The organism is Streptococcus sp. HMSC064H09 (assembly GCF_001812625.1).
Taxonomy (GTDB): Bacteria; Bacillota; Bacilli; order Lactobacillales; family Streptococcaceae; genus Streptococcus.
Map to the genome: position 1 here is coordinate 47008 of NZ_KV809625.1, position 14312 is coordinate 61319.

11 protein-coding genes and 1 riboswitch are annotated in these 14312 nt (G+C 39.8%); of the genes, 8 read left to right on the forward strand and 3 right to left on the reverse strand.

The window, feature by feature from the left end; genetic code table 11:
- The first annotated feature begins 74 nt into the window (after window positions 1-74).
- Entirely contained in the window at window positions 75-2309 is a 2235-nt protein-coding gene (nt5e, locus tag HMPREF2867_RS09710; protein ID WP_070577254.1) for a cell surface ecto-5'-nucleotidase Nt5e, read from the forward strand.
- 35 nt (window positions 2310-2344) lie between these two features.
- On the opposite strand, the gene HMPREF2867_RS09715 is transcribed toward nt5e, so the two are convergent.
- From HMPREF2867_RS09715 to HMPREF2867_RS09725, 3 genes are all read right to left on the reverse strand, one after another.
- A complete protein-coding gene (locus HMPREF2867_RS09715) occupies window positions 2345-3253 on the reverse strand; it encodes an AraC family transcriptional regulator (protein WP_070577269.1) in 909 nt (302 codons plus the stop codon).
- A 176-nt stretch (window positions 3254-3429) separates the two neighbouring features.
- Complete coding sequence (gene mnmE, locus HMPREF2867_RS09720) at window positions 3430-4800, reverse strand: tRNA uridine-5-carboxymethylaminomethyl(34) synthesis GTPase MnmE (RefSeq protein ID WP_070577255.1); 1371 nt, start codon at window positions 4798-4800, stop codon at window positions 3430-3432.
- 126 nt (window positions 4801-4926) lie between these two features.
- The gene (locus HMPREF2867_RS09725) at window positions 4927-6270 is read right to left on the reverse strand and encodes an alanine/glycine:cation symporter family protein (RefSeq protein WP_070577256.1); all 1344 of its coding nucleotides are present in this window, start codon (window positions 6268-6270) and stop codon (window positions 4927-4929) included.
- Between the two features lie 96 nt (window positions 6271-6366).
- Window positions 6367-6473: riboswitch (glycine riboswitch) on the reverse strand.
- Between the two features lie 305 nt (window positions 6474-6778).
- On the opposite strand from HMPREF2867_RS09725, the gene pcrA reads away from it, so the two are divergent.
- From pcrA to HMPREF2867_RS09760, 7 genes are all read left to right on the forward strand, one after another.
- A complete protein-coding gene (pcrA, locus tag HMPREF2867_RS09730; RefSeq protein WP_070577257.1) occupies window positions 6779-9088 on the forward strand; it encodes a DNA helicase PcrA in 2310 nt (769 codons plus the stop codon).
- Between the two features lie 120 nt (window positions 9089-9208).
- Window positions 9209-10489 carry an O-acetylhomoserine aminocarboxypropyltransferase/cysteine synthase family protein gene (locus tag HMPREF2867_RS09735; RefSeq protein ID WP_070577258.1) on the forward strand — a complete coding sequence of 427 codons (1281 nt, stop codon included), beginning with the start codon at window positions 9209-9211 and terminating at the stop codon, window positions 10487-10489.
- 60 nt (window positions 10490-10549) lie between these two features.
- Complete coding sequence (locus HMPREF2867_RS09740) at window positions 10550-11305, forward strand: HAD hydrolase family protein (RefSeq protein ID WP_070577259.1); 756 nt, start codon at window positions 10550-10552, stop codon at window positions 11303-11305.
- A gap of 64 nt (window positions 11306-11369) precedes the next feature.
- Window positions 11370-11864, forward strand: coding sequence for a thiol peroxidase (gene tpx / locus HMPREF2867_RS09745; protein ID WP_070577260.1), 495 nt, complete (start codon window positions 11370-11372; stop codon window positions 11862-11864).
- Window positions 11865-11988: 124 nt separating this feature from the next.
- On the forward strand, window positions 11989-12609 hold the full coding sequence (locus tag HMPREF2867_RS09750; RefSeq protein WP_064524430.1) for a restriction endonuclease subunit S: 621 nt from the start codon (window positions 11989-11991) through the stop codon (window positions 12607-12609).
- 89 nt (window positions 12610-12698) lie between these two features.
- Window positions 12699-12932 (forward strand): DUF1858 domain-containing protein, encoded by a 234-nt coding sequence (locus HMPREF2867_RS09755; protein ID WP_002890969.1) that lies wholly within the window; start codon window positions 12699-12701, stop codon window positions 12930-12932.
- A 1-nt stretch (window position 12933) separates the two neighbouring features.
- Complete coding sequence (locus HMPREF2867_RS09760; protein WP_070577261.1) at window positions 12934-14280, forward strand: DUF438 domain-containing protein; 1347 nt, start codon at window positions 12934-12936, stop codon at window positions 14278-14280.
- The last annotated feature ends 32 nt before the right edge of the window (window positions 14281-14312 follow it).

Genomic DNA, 14312 nt, shown 5'->3' on the forward strand with positions numbered 1-14312 from the left:
TGAAATTTATTTAATTCTAATCTTATAAATGTGGTATAATAAAAGCGGTTTAAAAATCAGAAAGGTCTTTTGGAATGAAGAAGAAAACAGTCGTTGCAACGACACTATCAACCCTACTCGTCTCAACTGCCATCTTGGCTAATGCTGTCCAAGCTGACGAGGTAGAAACTCATGCAGCTGTAACAGCACCAAGCACTGCAGTAGTAGCTACAGAGGCAACTACCAATGCGATATCTACTGCAACAAGTGAGTCTGCAGCTCCAGTAGCTAGTTCAACATCAGTTGTTACTGCTTCAACAGCTGAAACAAGCGAAACACCAGTTGCCACAGCCAGTGAAACAGCAACTGCAGCCGCAACTCCTACAACAGAAGTCGTGACAAATGCTAGCACAAGTGCCAGCAACGACACTGTAACTGTTCTTCACACCAACGATGTTCATGGTCGTATGGTTGAAGATGATCGTAACGGAGTTATTGGTGATGCCCTTTTGTCTGGTATCGTCAATGATTCTCGTTCAAAAGGAACAACCCTTGTCTTTGACTCTGGGGACTCATTCCAAGGTCTTCCAATCTCAAACAGCTCTAAGGGTGAGGACATGGCAAGCGTCATGAATGCTGTTGGTTTTGATGCCATGACAGTGGGTAACCATGAGTTCGATTTTGGTCTTGACCAATTGCGTCGTTTGAGCAAACAAATCAATTTCCCAATCATCACATCTAACGTTTATGTGGACGGCGTACGTCTTTTCCAACCATCTACAATCGTTGACAAAACACCTGGTGTTGATGGTGATGAAGTAGTTGTTATTGGTGTTACTACACCTGAGACAGCTACTAAGACACACCCACGTAATATCACTGGTGTCTCTTTCACCGATCCTATTACTGAGGTTAAAGCTGTTGTTGACCAAGTGGAATCAAATGCTCGTGCTGAAGGTAAGGAATACAAGACTTATATTGTCCTTAGTCACTTGGGTATAGATACAACAACTCCAGTTGAATGGCGTGGATCAACATTGGCAGAAGCTCTTTCAAACTATGCACCTTTGAAAGGAAAACGTGTTCTTGTCCTTGATGGTCACTCACACACTCTTCACACAGCGACATACGGCGATAATGTCACTTACAACCAAACTGGTAGCTACCTTAACAATGTCGGCCGCGTCGTTTATAATTCTGACCGTATCTTGTCACATGGCGTGATTTCACACGACGAAGCTAAGAAGAATTATCAAGTTAACCCAACAGTTAAAACTATGATTGATGACATCCAAGCTAAGTACAAGGCAGATTCTTCGAAAGTAGTTATCGAAAATAGTCCAGTTAAACTTAGTGGTGACCGTATGGATGTTCGTGTTCGCGAAACTAACCTTGGTAATGTTGTCGCTGATTCTCTCCTAGATTACGGACAATCAGCCTTCACACACAAGTCTAACCTTGCCGTAACAAACGGTGGTGGTCTTCGTGAAACAATTGCCAAAGACAAACCAATCACTAAAGGTGATATCATTGCCGTTCTTCCATTTGGTAACTCAGTTGCTCAAATTCAAGTGACAGGTCAAAATATCCATGATATGTTTGTCAAATCTCTTGGTTCTATTCTCCAAGTTGACGAAAGTGGTAAAACTGTTCTAGATGAAAATGGTCAACCTCTTCTTGAACCATCTGGCGGTTTCCTTCAAGTATCAGGAGCTCGTGTTTATTATGACACAACACTTCCAGCAGAAAAACGTATCTTATCAATTGACATTTTTGATCCAGAAACTGGTACCTATAAACCACTCAACACTAATGAAACTTACTACCTTGTAACGAATGACTTCTTAGCTGCTGGTGGTGATGGCTACACAATGCTTGGTGGTCCTCGTGAAGAAGGTCCTTCAATGGATACCGTCTTTGCGGATTACTTGACACATGCAGACCTATCTAAGTATGCAGTTATCAATCCAAACTCACGTACCATTTCTATTTCGAGTGCTGATTTTGCTGCCTTGAACAAAAAAGAAAATGCAGAAGACCCTACACTTAATCCATTGAGTCCTGTTACGCCATCTAGCGTTGCTGAAGACCTTAAAACAACTAAACCAGTTGTATCTAAAGTAGTAACGACACCTAATGGTAAAGTATTCTTCGTTTCAACAAGAAACGAAGCACTTAAAGAAACAGAAAAAGTGGCAGAAGCTTCTGCTCAAACTGAAGTTCTTCCTACAACAGGTGACAAGGCCTCACACGCTGGACTCCTCGGACTTGGTATGTTGCTAACTCTCTTTGGACTTAGTGGAAAACACAAAGGTAAAGAGAAATACTAAGAAGTTTGCAGATAAAAAAAGAGTTAACCATTTGGCTAACTCTTTTTTGTTTTCTTGTTGTTGCTATGTGTTTTTCGATACTGACTTGGTGTTTGGTCGTAATAGTGTTTAAATTGACGGTTGAAATTTGATAAATTGTTAAAACCAACATCAGTAGCAATTTCCAAAACTGGTTTAACACTATTACGGAGCTCTTCACAAGCAGCATTAAGTCTTGCTTGAATGATAAATTCGGTACAAGAGGTACCAGTTTGTTGCTTAAAAATCGTCATAAAGTGAGTCTTACTATACCCCATAAGCAATGACAACTTATCAATAGTGAGATTTTCGGCATAATGCTGGTTAATGTAATCAATAATTTCCCGAATTTTTTCATTCTTACGATAATGATCATCAGAAGTCTTTCGCTCTACCAAGCGATAGAAGTAGAAGAGATAGATTAATTCCTCTAGTTTTGACTTGAGAAGAAGTTCATAGTGACGATCTTTCTGACGAATCATCTTAAAAATCTCAAAAAGAAGAGCTTTAATTTCTGTATAACCCTCGTCTGACGGTCTTAGACATTGTTTAAACTTAAAATTGGAATTCTGTAAGGGCTGAAGATAACGGAGACTAAGCAGATCCACCAGAGACTGTCCCAACATATCCAAATGAAAATGAAGAGTATCAGTATGATGAGACTGATTATCTATGGGATGAATCGAATGAAGCTCATTAGGACATATCAAAAAAATATCTCCAGCCTGACTGTCAAAATAGTCATAATCAATATGATAGCGAGCTGTCCCCTCATAAACGTACTGTATTTCAAGCTCAGGATGCCAATGAAATAAAATATCAGGGCGTCCATTTTCGACCATAGTTTCCTCCAGTCGAAAAGGAAGCAGGTTATCATCAAAATCTATCAAATGTTTAAAATCAGTATCAGTAGCTGCTTGACTCATGATTAACCTTTCAAAATCATAGGATAATACCATGATAGCATTTTCTTTCTTAAAAAGCATGAGTTAATCGTCTTATAGTATTGGTAGTTTTTTGATTTACATAATTTTATTTCTGTATTTATGTATACAAAATAAAAAGATGACTAAGCATCTTTTTTACATAAATTTAGTTATGTTTATTTTCCTAGACAGAACTGACTAAAGAGTTGTGTAATGAGTTCATCTGGGGCAGCGTCACCAGTAATTTCTCCTAAAACTTCCCAGGTACGTGTCATATCAACCTGTAAGAGGTCAACAGGCATGCCTAATTCAAGACCTTGATTGACTGCTTCAAGACTTTCGAGGGCTTTTTCAATGAGTGAAATGTGACGAGCATTTGAGAGATAAGTAGCATCTTTCTCCACTTGGCCAGCATTATCAAAGAAGAGCTGATTGATGCGATCTTCGATTTTGTCAATATTTTCATTCTTGAGGACTGAAATTGGAATGACATCTTCGGGAAGTTCTTCCATTTGGATTGCTTGTGGTAGGTCTGTCTTATTTAGAAGAATGATTCGATTGCTATTTTGACTGATTTCTAGTAATGTACGGTCTTGCTCTGTTAACGGTTCGGAGCTATTAAGCACAAGGAGAACCAGGTCAGCCTCTTCGAGAGCTTTCTTGGAACGCTCAACACCAATCTTTTCAACCACATCATCTGTGTCTCGAATACCAGCAGTATCGATTAACTTAAGTGGAACACCCTTAATATTAACGTATTCTTCAATGACATCACGGGTGGTACCTTCAATATCCGTAACGATAGCTTTCTCCTCGCGTAGGAGATTGTTAAGAAGACTAGATTTTCCGACATTTGGACGACCAATGATTGCCGTTGAAAGGCCTTCTCGTAGGATTTTTCCTCGTTTAGCAGTGGCAAGAAGATTTTCTAAAAGTGCTTGGAACTCTTGCGTTTTTTCACGGACAAGAGCTGTGGTGACTTCTTCAACATCATCATATTCTGGGTAATCAATATTAACTTCGACTTGAGCCAAGGTGTTAAGGATTTCTTGGCGAGTGTTGTTAATGAGATCCTTGAGCGACCCATCAAGTTGAGAGACGGCAACGGCCATAGCCTTATCAGTTTTAGCACGAATCAAATCCATAACAGCTTCGGCCTGAGTCAAGTCCACACGACCATTCAAAAAGGCACGTTTGGTGAATTCTCCAGGCTCAGCCATACGAGCTCCAGAACGAATAAGGAGTTGGAGGATTTCATTAGTCACAGCAACCCCACCGTGAGTGTTGATCTCCACGACATCCTCACGCGTAAAGGTCTTTGGTGCACGCATAACACTTACCATGACTTCATCAATGGTTTCTTCATTTTCAACAATATGGCCGTAATTGATAGTATGTGAAGTAACTGATTCTAGATTTTTTCCTTTGAAAACTTTATTAGCAATGGCGATAGCATCGGTTCCAGATAAGCGGACGATACCGATAGCACCTTCACCTAAGGGCGTTGAAATGGCAGTAATCGTATCAAATTCTTTGGTAATTGACATAGTTATTCCTTTGGATTTTTTCTGTATAAGTTTTAAAATGATTTAATTTCATTGTAACGCAAAAGAGCAGTAGTCGCAAGGATTGGTGCTGACAATGCAAAGAAAAAAGAGCCTGAGCTCTTTTCTTTATTTATGACGTTCAAAGTATAATTTGGTTTCTTTAATGATGATTGGTGAAAGGACTAGGAGGGCAATCAAGTTAGGCAATGCCATCAAGCCGTTTACGATATCCGCAATTTTCCAAACAACATCAAGTGTGAGGTAACCACCAAGAGCAACCATAACCACAAAAATGAGGCGGTAGAGTGGAAGGAATTTAGTTGATTTGAAAATGAATTCGAAACAACGTTCACCGTAGTAAGACCAACCCAAGATTGTTGTAAAGGCAAAGAGAACCAAAGAAAGTGTTAAGGCAATTTCACCAAATGTACCAAAAACAGAAGAGAAGGCGGCTTGTGTCATTGGGGCACCTTCTAGGCTACCTGACCATTGACCAGTTACAAGGATAGCAAGACCTGTAAGCGTACAGATGATAATCGTATCAATGAAAGTACCTGTCATCGAAATCAAACCTTGTTCAACAGGTTCTTCGGTCTTAGCGGCAGCGGCAGCGATAGGAGCTGATCCAAGACCTGACTCATTTGAGAAGACACCACGCGCAATACCAAGTCGCATAGCGACCATGACTGTTGCACCAGCAAAACCACCTACGGCTGCTTTCCCAGTAAAGGCAGATTGGAAGACCATTTCAAGAACTGGTAAAAGTTGATTAAAGTTTGTAAAGATAACCACAAGAGCTGCTAGGATATAAAGTCCAGCCATAAATGGTACTACCTTTTCAGAAACTTTAGAGATAGATTGGATACCACCAAAAATGATGGCAGCAGTTATAAGAGCAAGTAAGATACTTACGATTTTTGGTGACCAGTCAAAGCTGTTTTGAAGTGAGGCGGTGATTGAGTTAACTTGAGAGAAAGTACCAATCCCCAACCATGCAACAAGCACACCTGCAAAGGCAAAGAAGTAGGCCAAAGGTTTAGCAATTATTTGCCATTTTCCAGAGAAACCATGTGTGATGTAATACATTGGACCACCAGAAACATTACCTTGGTCGTCAAGTGTACGGAATTTAATAGCCAAAAGACCTTCGGAATATTTGGTTGCCATACCAAAGAAAGCGGCAATCCACATCCAGAAAAGGGCACCAGGTCCACCAGTTTTGATGGCTGTAGCTACCCCAACAATGTTACCTGTACCAACAGTTGCAGCAAGAGCTGTCGCAAGGGCTGCAAAACTAGAAATATCACCTTCCCCTTTATCTTCAGCAAAGATAAGTTTAAAAGCTTTAGGAAGACGAAGAACTTGCAAAAGTCCAAGACGAAGCGTAAGGTAAATCCCAGTTCCTACAAGAAGGACCAAAAGGGGTGGACCCCAGACAAAATCATCAATTGTAGTAAAAAAGTCTAACATGAATGTAACAATCTCCTTTAACCGAGACGTCAAAAAAGAGGTTTGGCTTAACCAGACCTCTGAGAATACAAAGCTATTAATACAAGTTAAAAACTTGCGATGCTTTCTGTCCTTTTACCTGAGAGTTTCGGTTGTTACCCCTTGCCCCTTCGGTGTCTTGTTTACAGCTAAGGCTGCTTCAAGATCTCTCCAGAAGTCCGTCAATCACCAGTCTTCCTGATGACATCACTCGGTTCTTATTTTATTGTGGTTCTATCTTATCGAAAAAACCGAACAGTGTCAACACTAATTTTCATCAAAACTATAAAAAACCGAATATTACACTTAAGAATGCCTTTCACCAAAATCTAGAAAAGTTTGGAATAACAATCATTTTAAGCAAACAACCTCCCAATAAAAACAAACGATTATTTGCTAAAGTTATTTCACACTCATTATGAATAGAGTCTGCATTTTCATCCAAAAAATGATAAAATAGTAGAGCTTATTTTTGAGAATGGAGAATATGATGAACCCATTATTAACTGGTATGAATGACAAACAGGCCGAAGCCGTCCAAACGACTGAAGGTCCTTTGTTGATTATGGCAGGTGCAGGATCAGGGAAGACACGTGTACTTACCCACCGAATTGCCTACCTTATCGACGAAAAAATGATCAATCCTTGGAATATTTTGGCCATTACCTTTACCAATAAGGCAGCTCGTGAGATGCGTGAGCGTGCTATGGCTTTAAACCCAGCAACTTCAGAAACCTTGATTGCGACCTTCCATAGTATGTGCGTGCGAATCCTTCGTCGTGAAGCGGACCATATTGGCTACAATCGAAACTTTACTATCGTGGATCCTGGTGAACAACGTACTTTGATGAAACGTATTCTCAAGAATCTTAATCTTGATCCTAAGAAGTGGAATGAACGTGCCATCTTAGGGACGATTTCCAACGCAAAAAATGACCTCTTGGATGAAGTGGCTTATGAGCACCAAGCTGGTGACATGTATACTCAAATCGTTGCTAAATGTTACAAAGCCTATCAGGAAGAGCTCCGTCGTAGTGAAGCCATGGATTTCGACGATTTGATTATGATGACTCTGCGTCTCTTTGACAAAAATCCCGATGTGCTCGCTTATTATCAGCAGCGTTATCAGTATATTCACGTGGATGAATATCAAGATACCAACCATGCTCAGTATCAGTTGGTAAAACTCTTAGCATCTCGCTTCAAGAATATCTGTGTCGTGGGTGATGCTGACCAATCAATCTACGGTTGGCGTGGGGCTGACATGCAGAACATCCTTGATTTTGAGAAGGACTATCCTGAAGCTAGGGTTGTCCTCTTGGAGGAAAACTACCGTTCAACCAAGAAAATACTCCAAGCAGCCAACGAAGTTATCAAGAACAACCGTAACCGCCGTCCTAAGAAACTTTGGACTCAAAATGATGACGGTGAACAAATTGTTTATTACCGTGCTAATGACGAGCGTGATGAAGCTGTTTTTGTTGCTTCAACTATTGATAACATTATTCGTGAAGAAGGTAAGAACTTCAAGGATTTCGCTGTACTTTACCGTACCAATGCTCAGTCTCGTACCATTGAAGAAGCTTTACTCAAGTCTAATATTCCATATACCATGGTTGGAGGAACAAAGTTCTATAGCCGTAAAGAAATTCGTGATGTCATTTCTTACTTGAACTTGATTGCCAATCCTGCTGATAATATTAGCTTTGAACGTGTCGTTAATGAACCTAAACGTGGAGTTGGGCCTGGGACACTAGAAAAGATTCGTAACTTTGCCTATGAGCAAAACATGAGCCTCCTAGATGCTTCAGCTAATATTATCTTGTCTCCTATTAAGGGGAAAGTAGCTCAGGGCGTTTACAATTTTGCTAACATGATTCTGAACCTACGCGACCAGCTAGATGGGCTAAGCATCACTGAAGCTGTAGAGGCTGTTTTGGATAAGTCTGGTTATCTGGATGCTCTTTCGATGCAACAAACACTTGAAAGTCAAGCGCGCATTGAAAATATCGAAGAATTCATGTCTGTTACTAAGAATTTTGACGAAACCAACACCGATGGTACGGAAGACGAGACAGGTATTGATCGTTTAGGCCGTTTCTTAAACGATTTAGCTTTAATTGCTGATACGGACGATGGTGATATGGAAGCAGCAGAGGTAACCTTGATGACTCTCCATGCTGCCAAAGGGCTTGAATTCCCAGTTGTCTTCCTAATTGGTATGGAAGAGGGAGTCTTCCCTTTGTCACGTGCCTCAGAAGAGCCAGATGAACTCGAAGAAGAGCGTCGTTTGGCTTACGTAGGTATCACTCGGGCGGAAGAGATTCTCTTCCTTACCAACGCTAATACGCGTACGCTTTTTGGTAAGACTAGCTATAATCGTCCTAGCCGTTTCTTACGTGAAATTTCAGATGATTTATTACAATATCAAGGTCTAGCACGTCCAGCCAATTCATCATTTGGTGTTCGTTTTACAAAGGAAGAGCCTACACAATTTGGTCAGGGCATGAGTTTACAACAAGCGCTTCAGACTAGAAAAGCAAATGCACAGCCGCAAAGACATACTGGTGCTCAGCCATTTTCAAAAGCCACTGGGGGACTACCTTTTGGTAAGGCTTCAGACTCAGGCAACTCAGCTACTGATTGGGAAATCGGAGATATCGCTCACCACAAGAAATGGGGAGATGGTACCGTCCTAGAAGTCACTGGAAGTGGCAAGACACAGGAACTTAAGATAAAATTCCCAGAAGTTGGACTTAAAAAAGTCTTAGCAAGCGTAGCACCTATTGTGAAGAAATAGAAAGGGACCGAAAGGTCCTTTTTATAAGCCCTCCCTATCACATTGATAAAAAATTTCTATTAGACAGCTAGCTTTTCTGGGTGTAGAATGAAGGCAACTTTTGTTTTGGAGGACACCCATATGTCACGAGAATTTTCATTTGAAACCTTACAATTACACGCTGGACAAACACCTGACAAGGAAACAAAATCACGTGCTGTTCCAATTTACCAAACCACTTCATATGTTTTTGACGACGCTCAAGAAGGTGAAGATCTCTTTGCCCTTAGAAAGCCTGGTAATATTTACACACGTATTACCAATCCAACAGTAGCAGTACTTGAAGAACGTATTGCAGCCCTCGAAGGTGGTGTTGGGGCCTTGGCTACGGCATCAGGTATGGCTGCAATCACCTATGCTATCCTTGGTTTGGCACATGCTGGTGATCATGTTGTTGCTGCGACAACCCTCTATGGTGGGACATTCAATCTCTTAAAAGAAACCCTTCCACGCTATGGAATCACAACAACTTTTGTAGATGTTGACAATCCTGAAGAAATTGAAGCTGCAATCAAAGATAATACCAAGCTTGTCTTGATTGAGTCTTTGGGAAATCCGCTTATCAATATTCCTGATTTTGAAAAAATTGCTGTGATTGCTCACAATCATAAGATTCCATTGGTTGCTGACAATACTTTTGGAACTCCATATCTCATCAATGTTATCTCCCATGGTGTAGATATCGTGGTTCATTCTGCAACTAAGTTTATCGGTGGACATGGAACAACTATTGGAGGTCTTATCGTCGATTCTGGTAAATTTGACTGGGAAGCTTCAGGCAAATTCCCACAGTTGGTTGACGAGGACCCATCTTACCACAATATCAGCTATACGCGTGATGTTGGTCCAGCAGCATTTGTAACTGCCCTTCGTACACAACTTTTGCGTGACACAGGGGCTGCCTTAGCACCTTTCAATGCTTTCTTGCTCTTGCAAGGACTTGAAACACTTTCACTTCGTGTCGAACGTCACGTCGAAAATACAAAAAAAATCGTAGACTTTTTAGAAAATCATCCAAAAGTTGAAAAGGTTAACTATCCTGGATTACCATCAAGTCCTTACTATGACTTGGCACAAAAATACTTCCCTAAAGGTCCAGGTTCTATTTTCACTTTCCATGTTAAAGGTGGACAAGACGAAGCACGTACCGTAATTGATAATCTTGAAATCTTCTCAGATTTAGCTAACGTTGCTGATGCAAAATCTTTGGTGGTGCACCCTGCAACAACAACTCACCAACAATTGGCAGAAGCTGATTTACTAGCTTGTGGTGTCACTCCAAATCAAATTCGTATCTCAGTTGGTTTGGAAAACGCAGATGATTTGATTGAAGATTTAAAACTAGCTCTTGATAAAATCTAAGTATTTCAATACAAAATGATTTAGCCAGCTCTTTAGCTGGTTTTTTGTTATACTATCCCTATGAAATTTGTTTTTGATTTGGATGGAACCCTATGTTTTGATGGTATGACCATGTCAAAAGACCTACAAAAGGTTCTTTTAACTGCACCAAAATACGGGCATGAAATTATTTTTGCAACAGCACGTTCTTACAGAGACTGTCTTAGTATTTTAGAAGGAGAATTGAGAAAGCTGACAGTAGTAGGCTTAGACGGTGGTGAAGTCTTTCAAGATGAACACTTAGTATCACAATACACAATACCTTCTCCTGCTCTAAGAACGATTGTTAGCTACTGTGATACTTATAATCTCCCTTATTTTATTGATGATACCTTTAATTATGCTATTCAAAATCCTGAGCAAATCCCTTTTCTTTCAAATGTTGATCCATTAAACAAAGCAAGGATTTTGCCTGTTCATGAACTTAATGAGCCTATCAAAGTTGTTATGCCACTTGTAGAGCATGAAGATATACGTGAAGACCTTATCTTTAATCTAAACAAACTGGAATGTTTAGACCTTAGTTATCATGATATCGAAAGGTGTCTTTACATTAATCCTAAAGGTGTGACCAAGGCTAGTACTGTTTTAAACCACTTTGGTAAAGCCTTTGTAGCTTTTGGAAATGATCAAAATGATATTTCTCTTTTCAAAAATGCTATATATGGAGTGCAAATTGGTGATTATCCCTACCTAAAAAACTTTGCGGATGAGGTTATTCCTGCAATTAATGCAGTTATTGCTGAAAAAATTAGACTACTGTTTGAAAAATTCTAAACAAATGCTTAGGCTTATCGCTATATTTACAGTACAATAGTTAAAAAAGTATTGGAGGACTAACATGCCAACATTTATTGGAAAACCAGTTACAGTAGCAGAAGACAAACAACTTCAAGTTGGAGATACCTTGCGTGACTTTAACTTGACCACAACTGATTTGACGAAAAAATCACTTTTAGAATTCGATGGAAAGAAAAAAGTTATCTCTATCGTTCCATCAATCGATACTGGTATCTGTTCAACTCAAACACGTACCTTTAATAAGGAATTGTCAGAATTAGACGATACAGTAGTTATTACTATTTCAGTGGACCTACCATTTGCACAAGCTCGTTGGTGTGGTGCTGAAGGACTTGAAAATGCCATCATGCTTTCTGACTACTATGATAATAGTTTCGGTAAAGATTATGGTGTCCTCATTGAAGAATGGCACTTGTTAGCACGTGCAGTTTTAGTGGCAGATGCTGACAATAAGATTACTTATGTCGAATATTTGGACAATATCAATACTGATCCAAATTATGAAGCAGCAGTAGCAGCGGTTAAAAGCTTATAAAATGAGGCTCAGGTCTCTTTTTTATTTTGCCTTTCTTACAGTTTTTACTTGCAAAAGTATTAGCTTCTTGCTATTATTGTATAGCAATACTCAATATGGATAGTAAAATATAAAAGGAGATTCAATGTCTGAAAAAGAAAGACCTCAACTGATTATCGATTACGAAGCTAATACAGACAAACTTGTTCGTTTAGGCGATGTTGTCGATCAATTTAAAGGAAAAGCTGTTCCTGCTAAGGCAGAACCTGGCGAATTTGCTGTCATTAATCTATCGGATATGACACCCAACGGCATTGCCTACGATGACCTTAAAACGTTTTCTGAGGAACGACGCAAACTTTTACGATTTCTCTTAGAAGACGGTGATGTTCTTATTGCATCTAAGGGAACGGTTCAGAAAGTTGCTGTTTTCGAAGATCAGGGCAAGCGAGAAGTTGTCGCTTCATCAAACATCACAGTGCTTCGTCCCAAAGAGAAACTCCGTGGTTTCTACATCAAGTTTTTCCTTGAGACAGAGATTGGTCGTGCCTATTTAGACTATGCTGATAAGGGAAAGGCTGTCCTAAATTTGTCGACAGCTGACCTCTTGGATATCAAAATTCCTGAGATACCAATTGTGAAGCAAGATTATCAAATTGCTGCCTACTTGCGTGGGCGTGCTGATTACCACCGTAAGATGGTGAGGGCAGAGCAGGAGTGGGAAAATATCCAGCATAATGTCACAGAAGCTCTATTTGGAAATTAATCAAAAGCCAGCAAACTAAGATTTGTTGGTTTTTTTTTCATTATTCTCGTGTATAATGGAAGTAGTAAATATGTTAATAGGAGGTCATTATGACTACCAACACTATAGATTTATCACAACCTGTTGCAACAATCATTAAAGAGCATCCAGAGGTTAAGGAATTACTGATTGATCTCGGTTTCAAGCCCTTGTCTAACCCAGCTATGCTAAATACTGTCGGTAAGGTAACAAGTCTAAAGGCTGGATCTAAGTTAGCAAATATTCCCTTAGAAAAAATTAAGCAAACCTTGCTGTTCAATGGTTATGACGTAATTGGTGACTGATATGGAAGATAATCGTATTCAAATACTCAAAGAAATTCTACTTGATTTGCACCATGGAGCCAGTCCTGAGAGTGTTCAAGAGCGCTTCAATCAACACTTCAAGGGAGTATCTGCCCTCGAAATCTCTATGATGGAGCATGAATTGATGTCATCAGAAGATGGGGTTACCTTTGAAGACGTAATGAGCCTCTGTAATGTCCACGCAAATCTCTTTAAAGGTGCTATTGCAGATGTGGAAGTGGCAGACACTGATCAAGAGGGCCACCCTGTCTATGTGTTTAAACAAGAGAATTTAGCCCTACGTTCAGCTATTCTCCGTATCCGACGTATCATAGAAAATATTAGTAAGCCTGAAAATGAAGATTTTAAATCTGACTTGTTCAATGGACTTAAGCATCAGATGACTCTACTTGGTCAATTCCATAATCATTATACGCGTAAAGAAAAGCTTTTCTTTCCAATAATGGAGCGTTACGGCCATGACTCCCCTCCAAAAGTGATGTGGGGAGTAGACGATGACATCCGAAAACTTTTTAGAGCGGCAGAAGCTAAACTAAAAGAACTTCCAGATACTGATTTAGAAGAATTTTCAAAGTCTTTCGAAGCATTCTCAGAAGAGTTTGAAGCCATGATTTTCAAAGAAGAGGCTATCTTACTTATGATTCTGCTTGAAACCTTCACCCAAGACGATTGGCTTTCGATTGCCGAAGAAAGCGATGCCTATGGCTATGCAATAATAAAACCTACAGCTGTCTGGAAACCTAAGCGTGAACGTTTTGAGGAGGTAAATGCTGATACATCGCAAGAACAATCTGAACTAAGTAGTGACGAACATCTGGACAATACCCGAATTATTGACACTCCCGAAGGGCAGTTCACCATCAGCTTCACTCCAAAACCAAAAACTGAAACTGTCGTAGATAGAGAAACGACTCAGCCTTTTGGCAATGGTTATCTTTCTGTGGAGCAGGCCAATCTCATTCTCAACCATCTTCCTTTGGAAATCACTTTCGTCAATAAAGACGATATTTTCCAGTACTATAATGATAATGTTCCCGCCAATGAAATGGTTTTTAAACGAACACCTAGCCAAATTGGACGAAACGTTGAACTTTGTCATCCGCCAAAAGTGCTTGACAAGGTCAAGAAAATCTTTGAATTACTGAAGAGTGGGGAGCGTGACCAAGTTCCAATGTGGTTCAAATCTGAACGTTTAGAGAAATTCGTTTATGTTACCTATGCAGCTGTTAGAGATGACAAGGGAGACTTTCAGGGTGTCCTAGAGTATGTGCAAGATATTCAAGCCTTCTTTGAACTGGAAAGCGATCTTAAAAGAGATATTGATTAAAAAGCTAGCAGTTTTGCGATTGCTTATGACTA

Excerpts from the sequence above, each read along its gene's own strand:
- HMPREF2867_RS09735 (WP_070577258.1), top strand. The coding sequence starts at position 9,209 with ATGTCACGAGAATTTTCATTTGAAACCTTACAATTACACGCTGGACAA.
- pcrA (WP_070577257.1), top strand. The coding sequence starts at position 6,779 with ATGAACCCATTATTAACTGGTATGAATGACAAACAGGCCGAAGCCGTC.
- mnmE (WP_070577255.1), bottom strand. The coding sequence starts at position 4,800 with ATGTCAATTACCAAAGAATTTGATACGATTACTGCCATTTCAACGCCC.
- HMPREF2867_RS09760 (WP_070577261.1), top strand. The coding sequence starts at position 12,934 with ATGGAAGATAATCGTATTCAAATACTCAAAGAAATTCTACTTGATTTG.
- HMPREF2867_RS09715 (WP_070577269.1), bottom strand. The coding sequence starts at position 3,253 with ATGAGTCAAGCAGCTACTGATACTGATTTTAAACATTTGATAGATTTT.
- HMPREF2867_RS09755 (WP_002890969.1), top strand. The coding sequence starts at position 12,699 with ATGACTACCAACACTATAGATTTATCACAACCTGTTGCAACAATCATT.
- HMPREF2867_RS09750 (WP_064524430.1), top strand. The coding sequence starts at position 11,989 with ATGTCTGAAAAAGAAAGACCTCAACTGATTATCGATTACGAAGCTAAT.
- HMPREF2867_RS09725 (WP_070577256.1), bottom strand. The coding sequence starts at position 6,270 with ATGTTAGACTTTTTTACTACAATTGATGATTTTGTCTGGGGTCCACCC.
- HMPREF2867_RS09740 (WP_070577259.1), top strand. The coding sequence starts at position 10,550 with ATGAAATTTGTTTTTGATTTGGATGGAACCCTATGTTTTGATGGTATG.
- nt5e (WP_070577254.1), top strand. The coding sequence starts at position 75 with ATGAAGAAGAAAACAGTCGTTGCAACGACACTATCAACCCTACTCGTC.
- tpx (WP_070577260.1), top strand. The coding sequence starts at position 11,370 with ATGCCAACATTTATTGGAAAACCAGTTACAGTAGCAGAAGACAAACAA.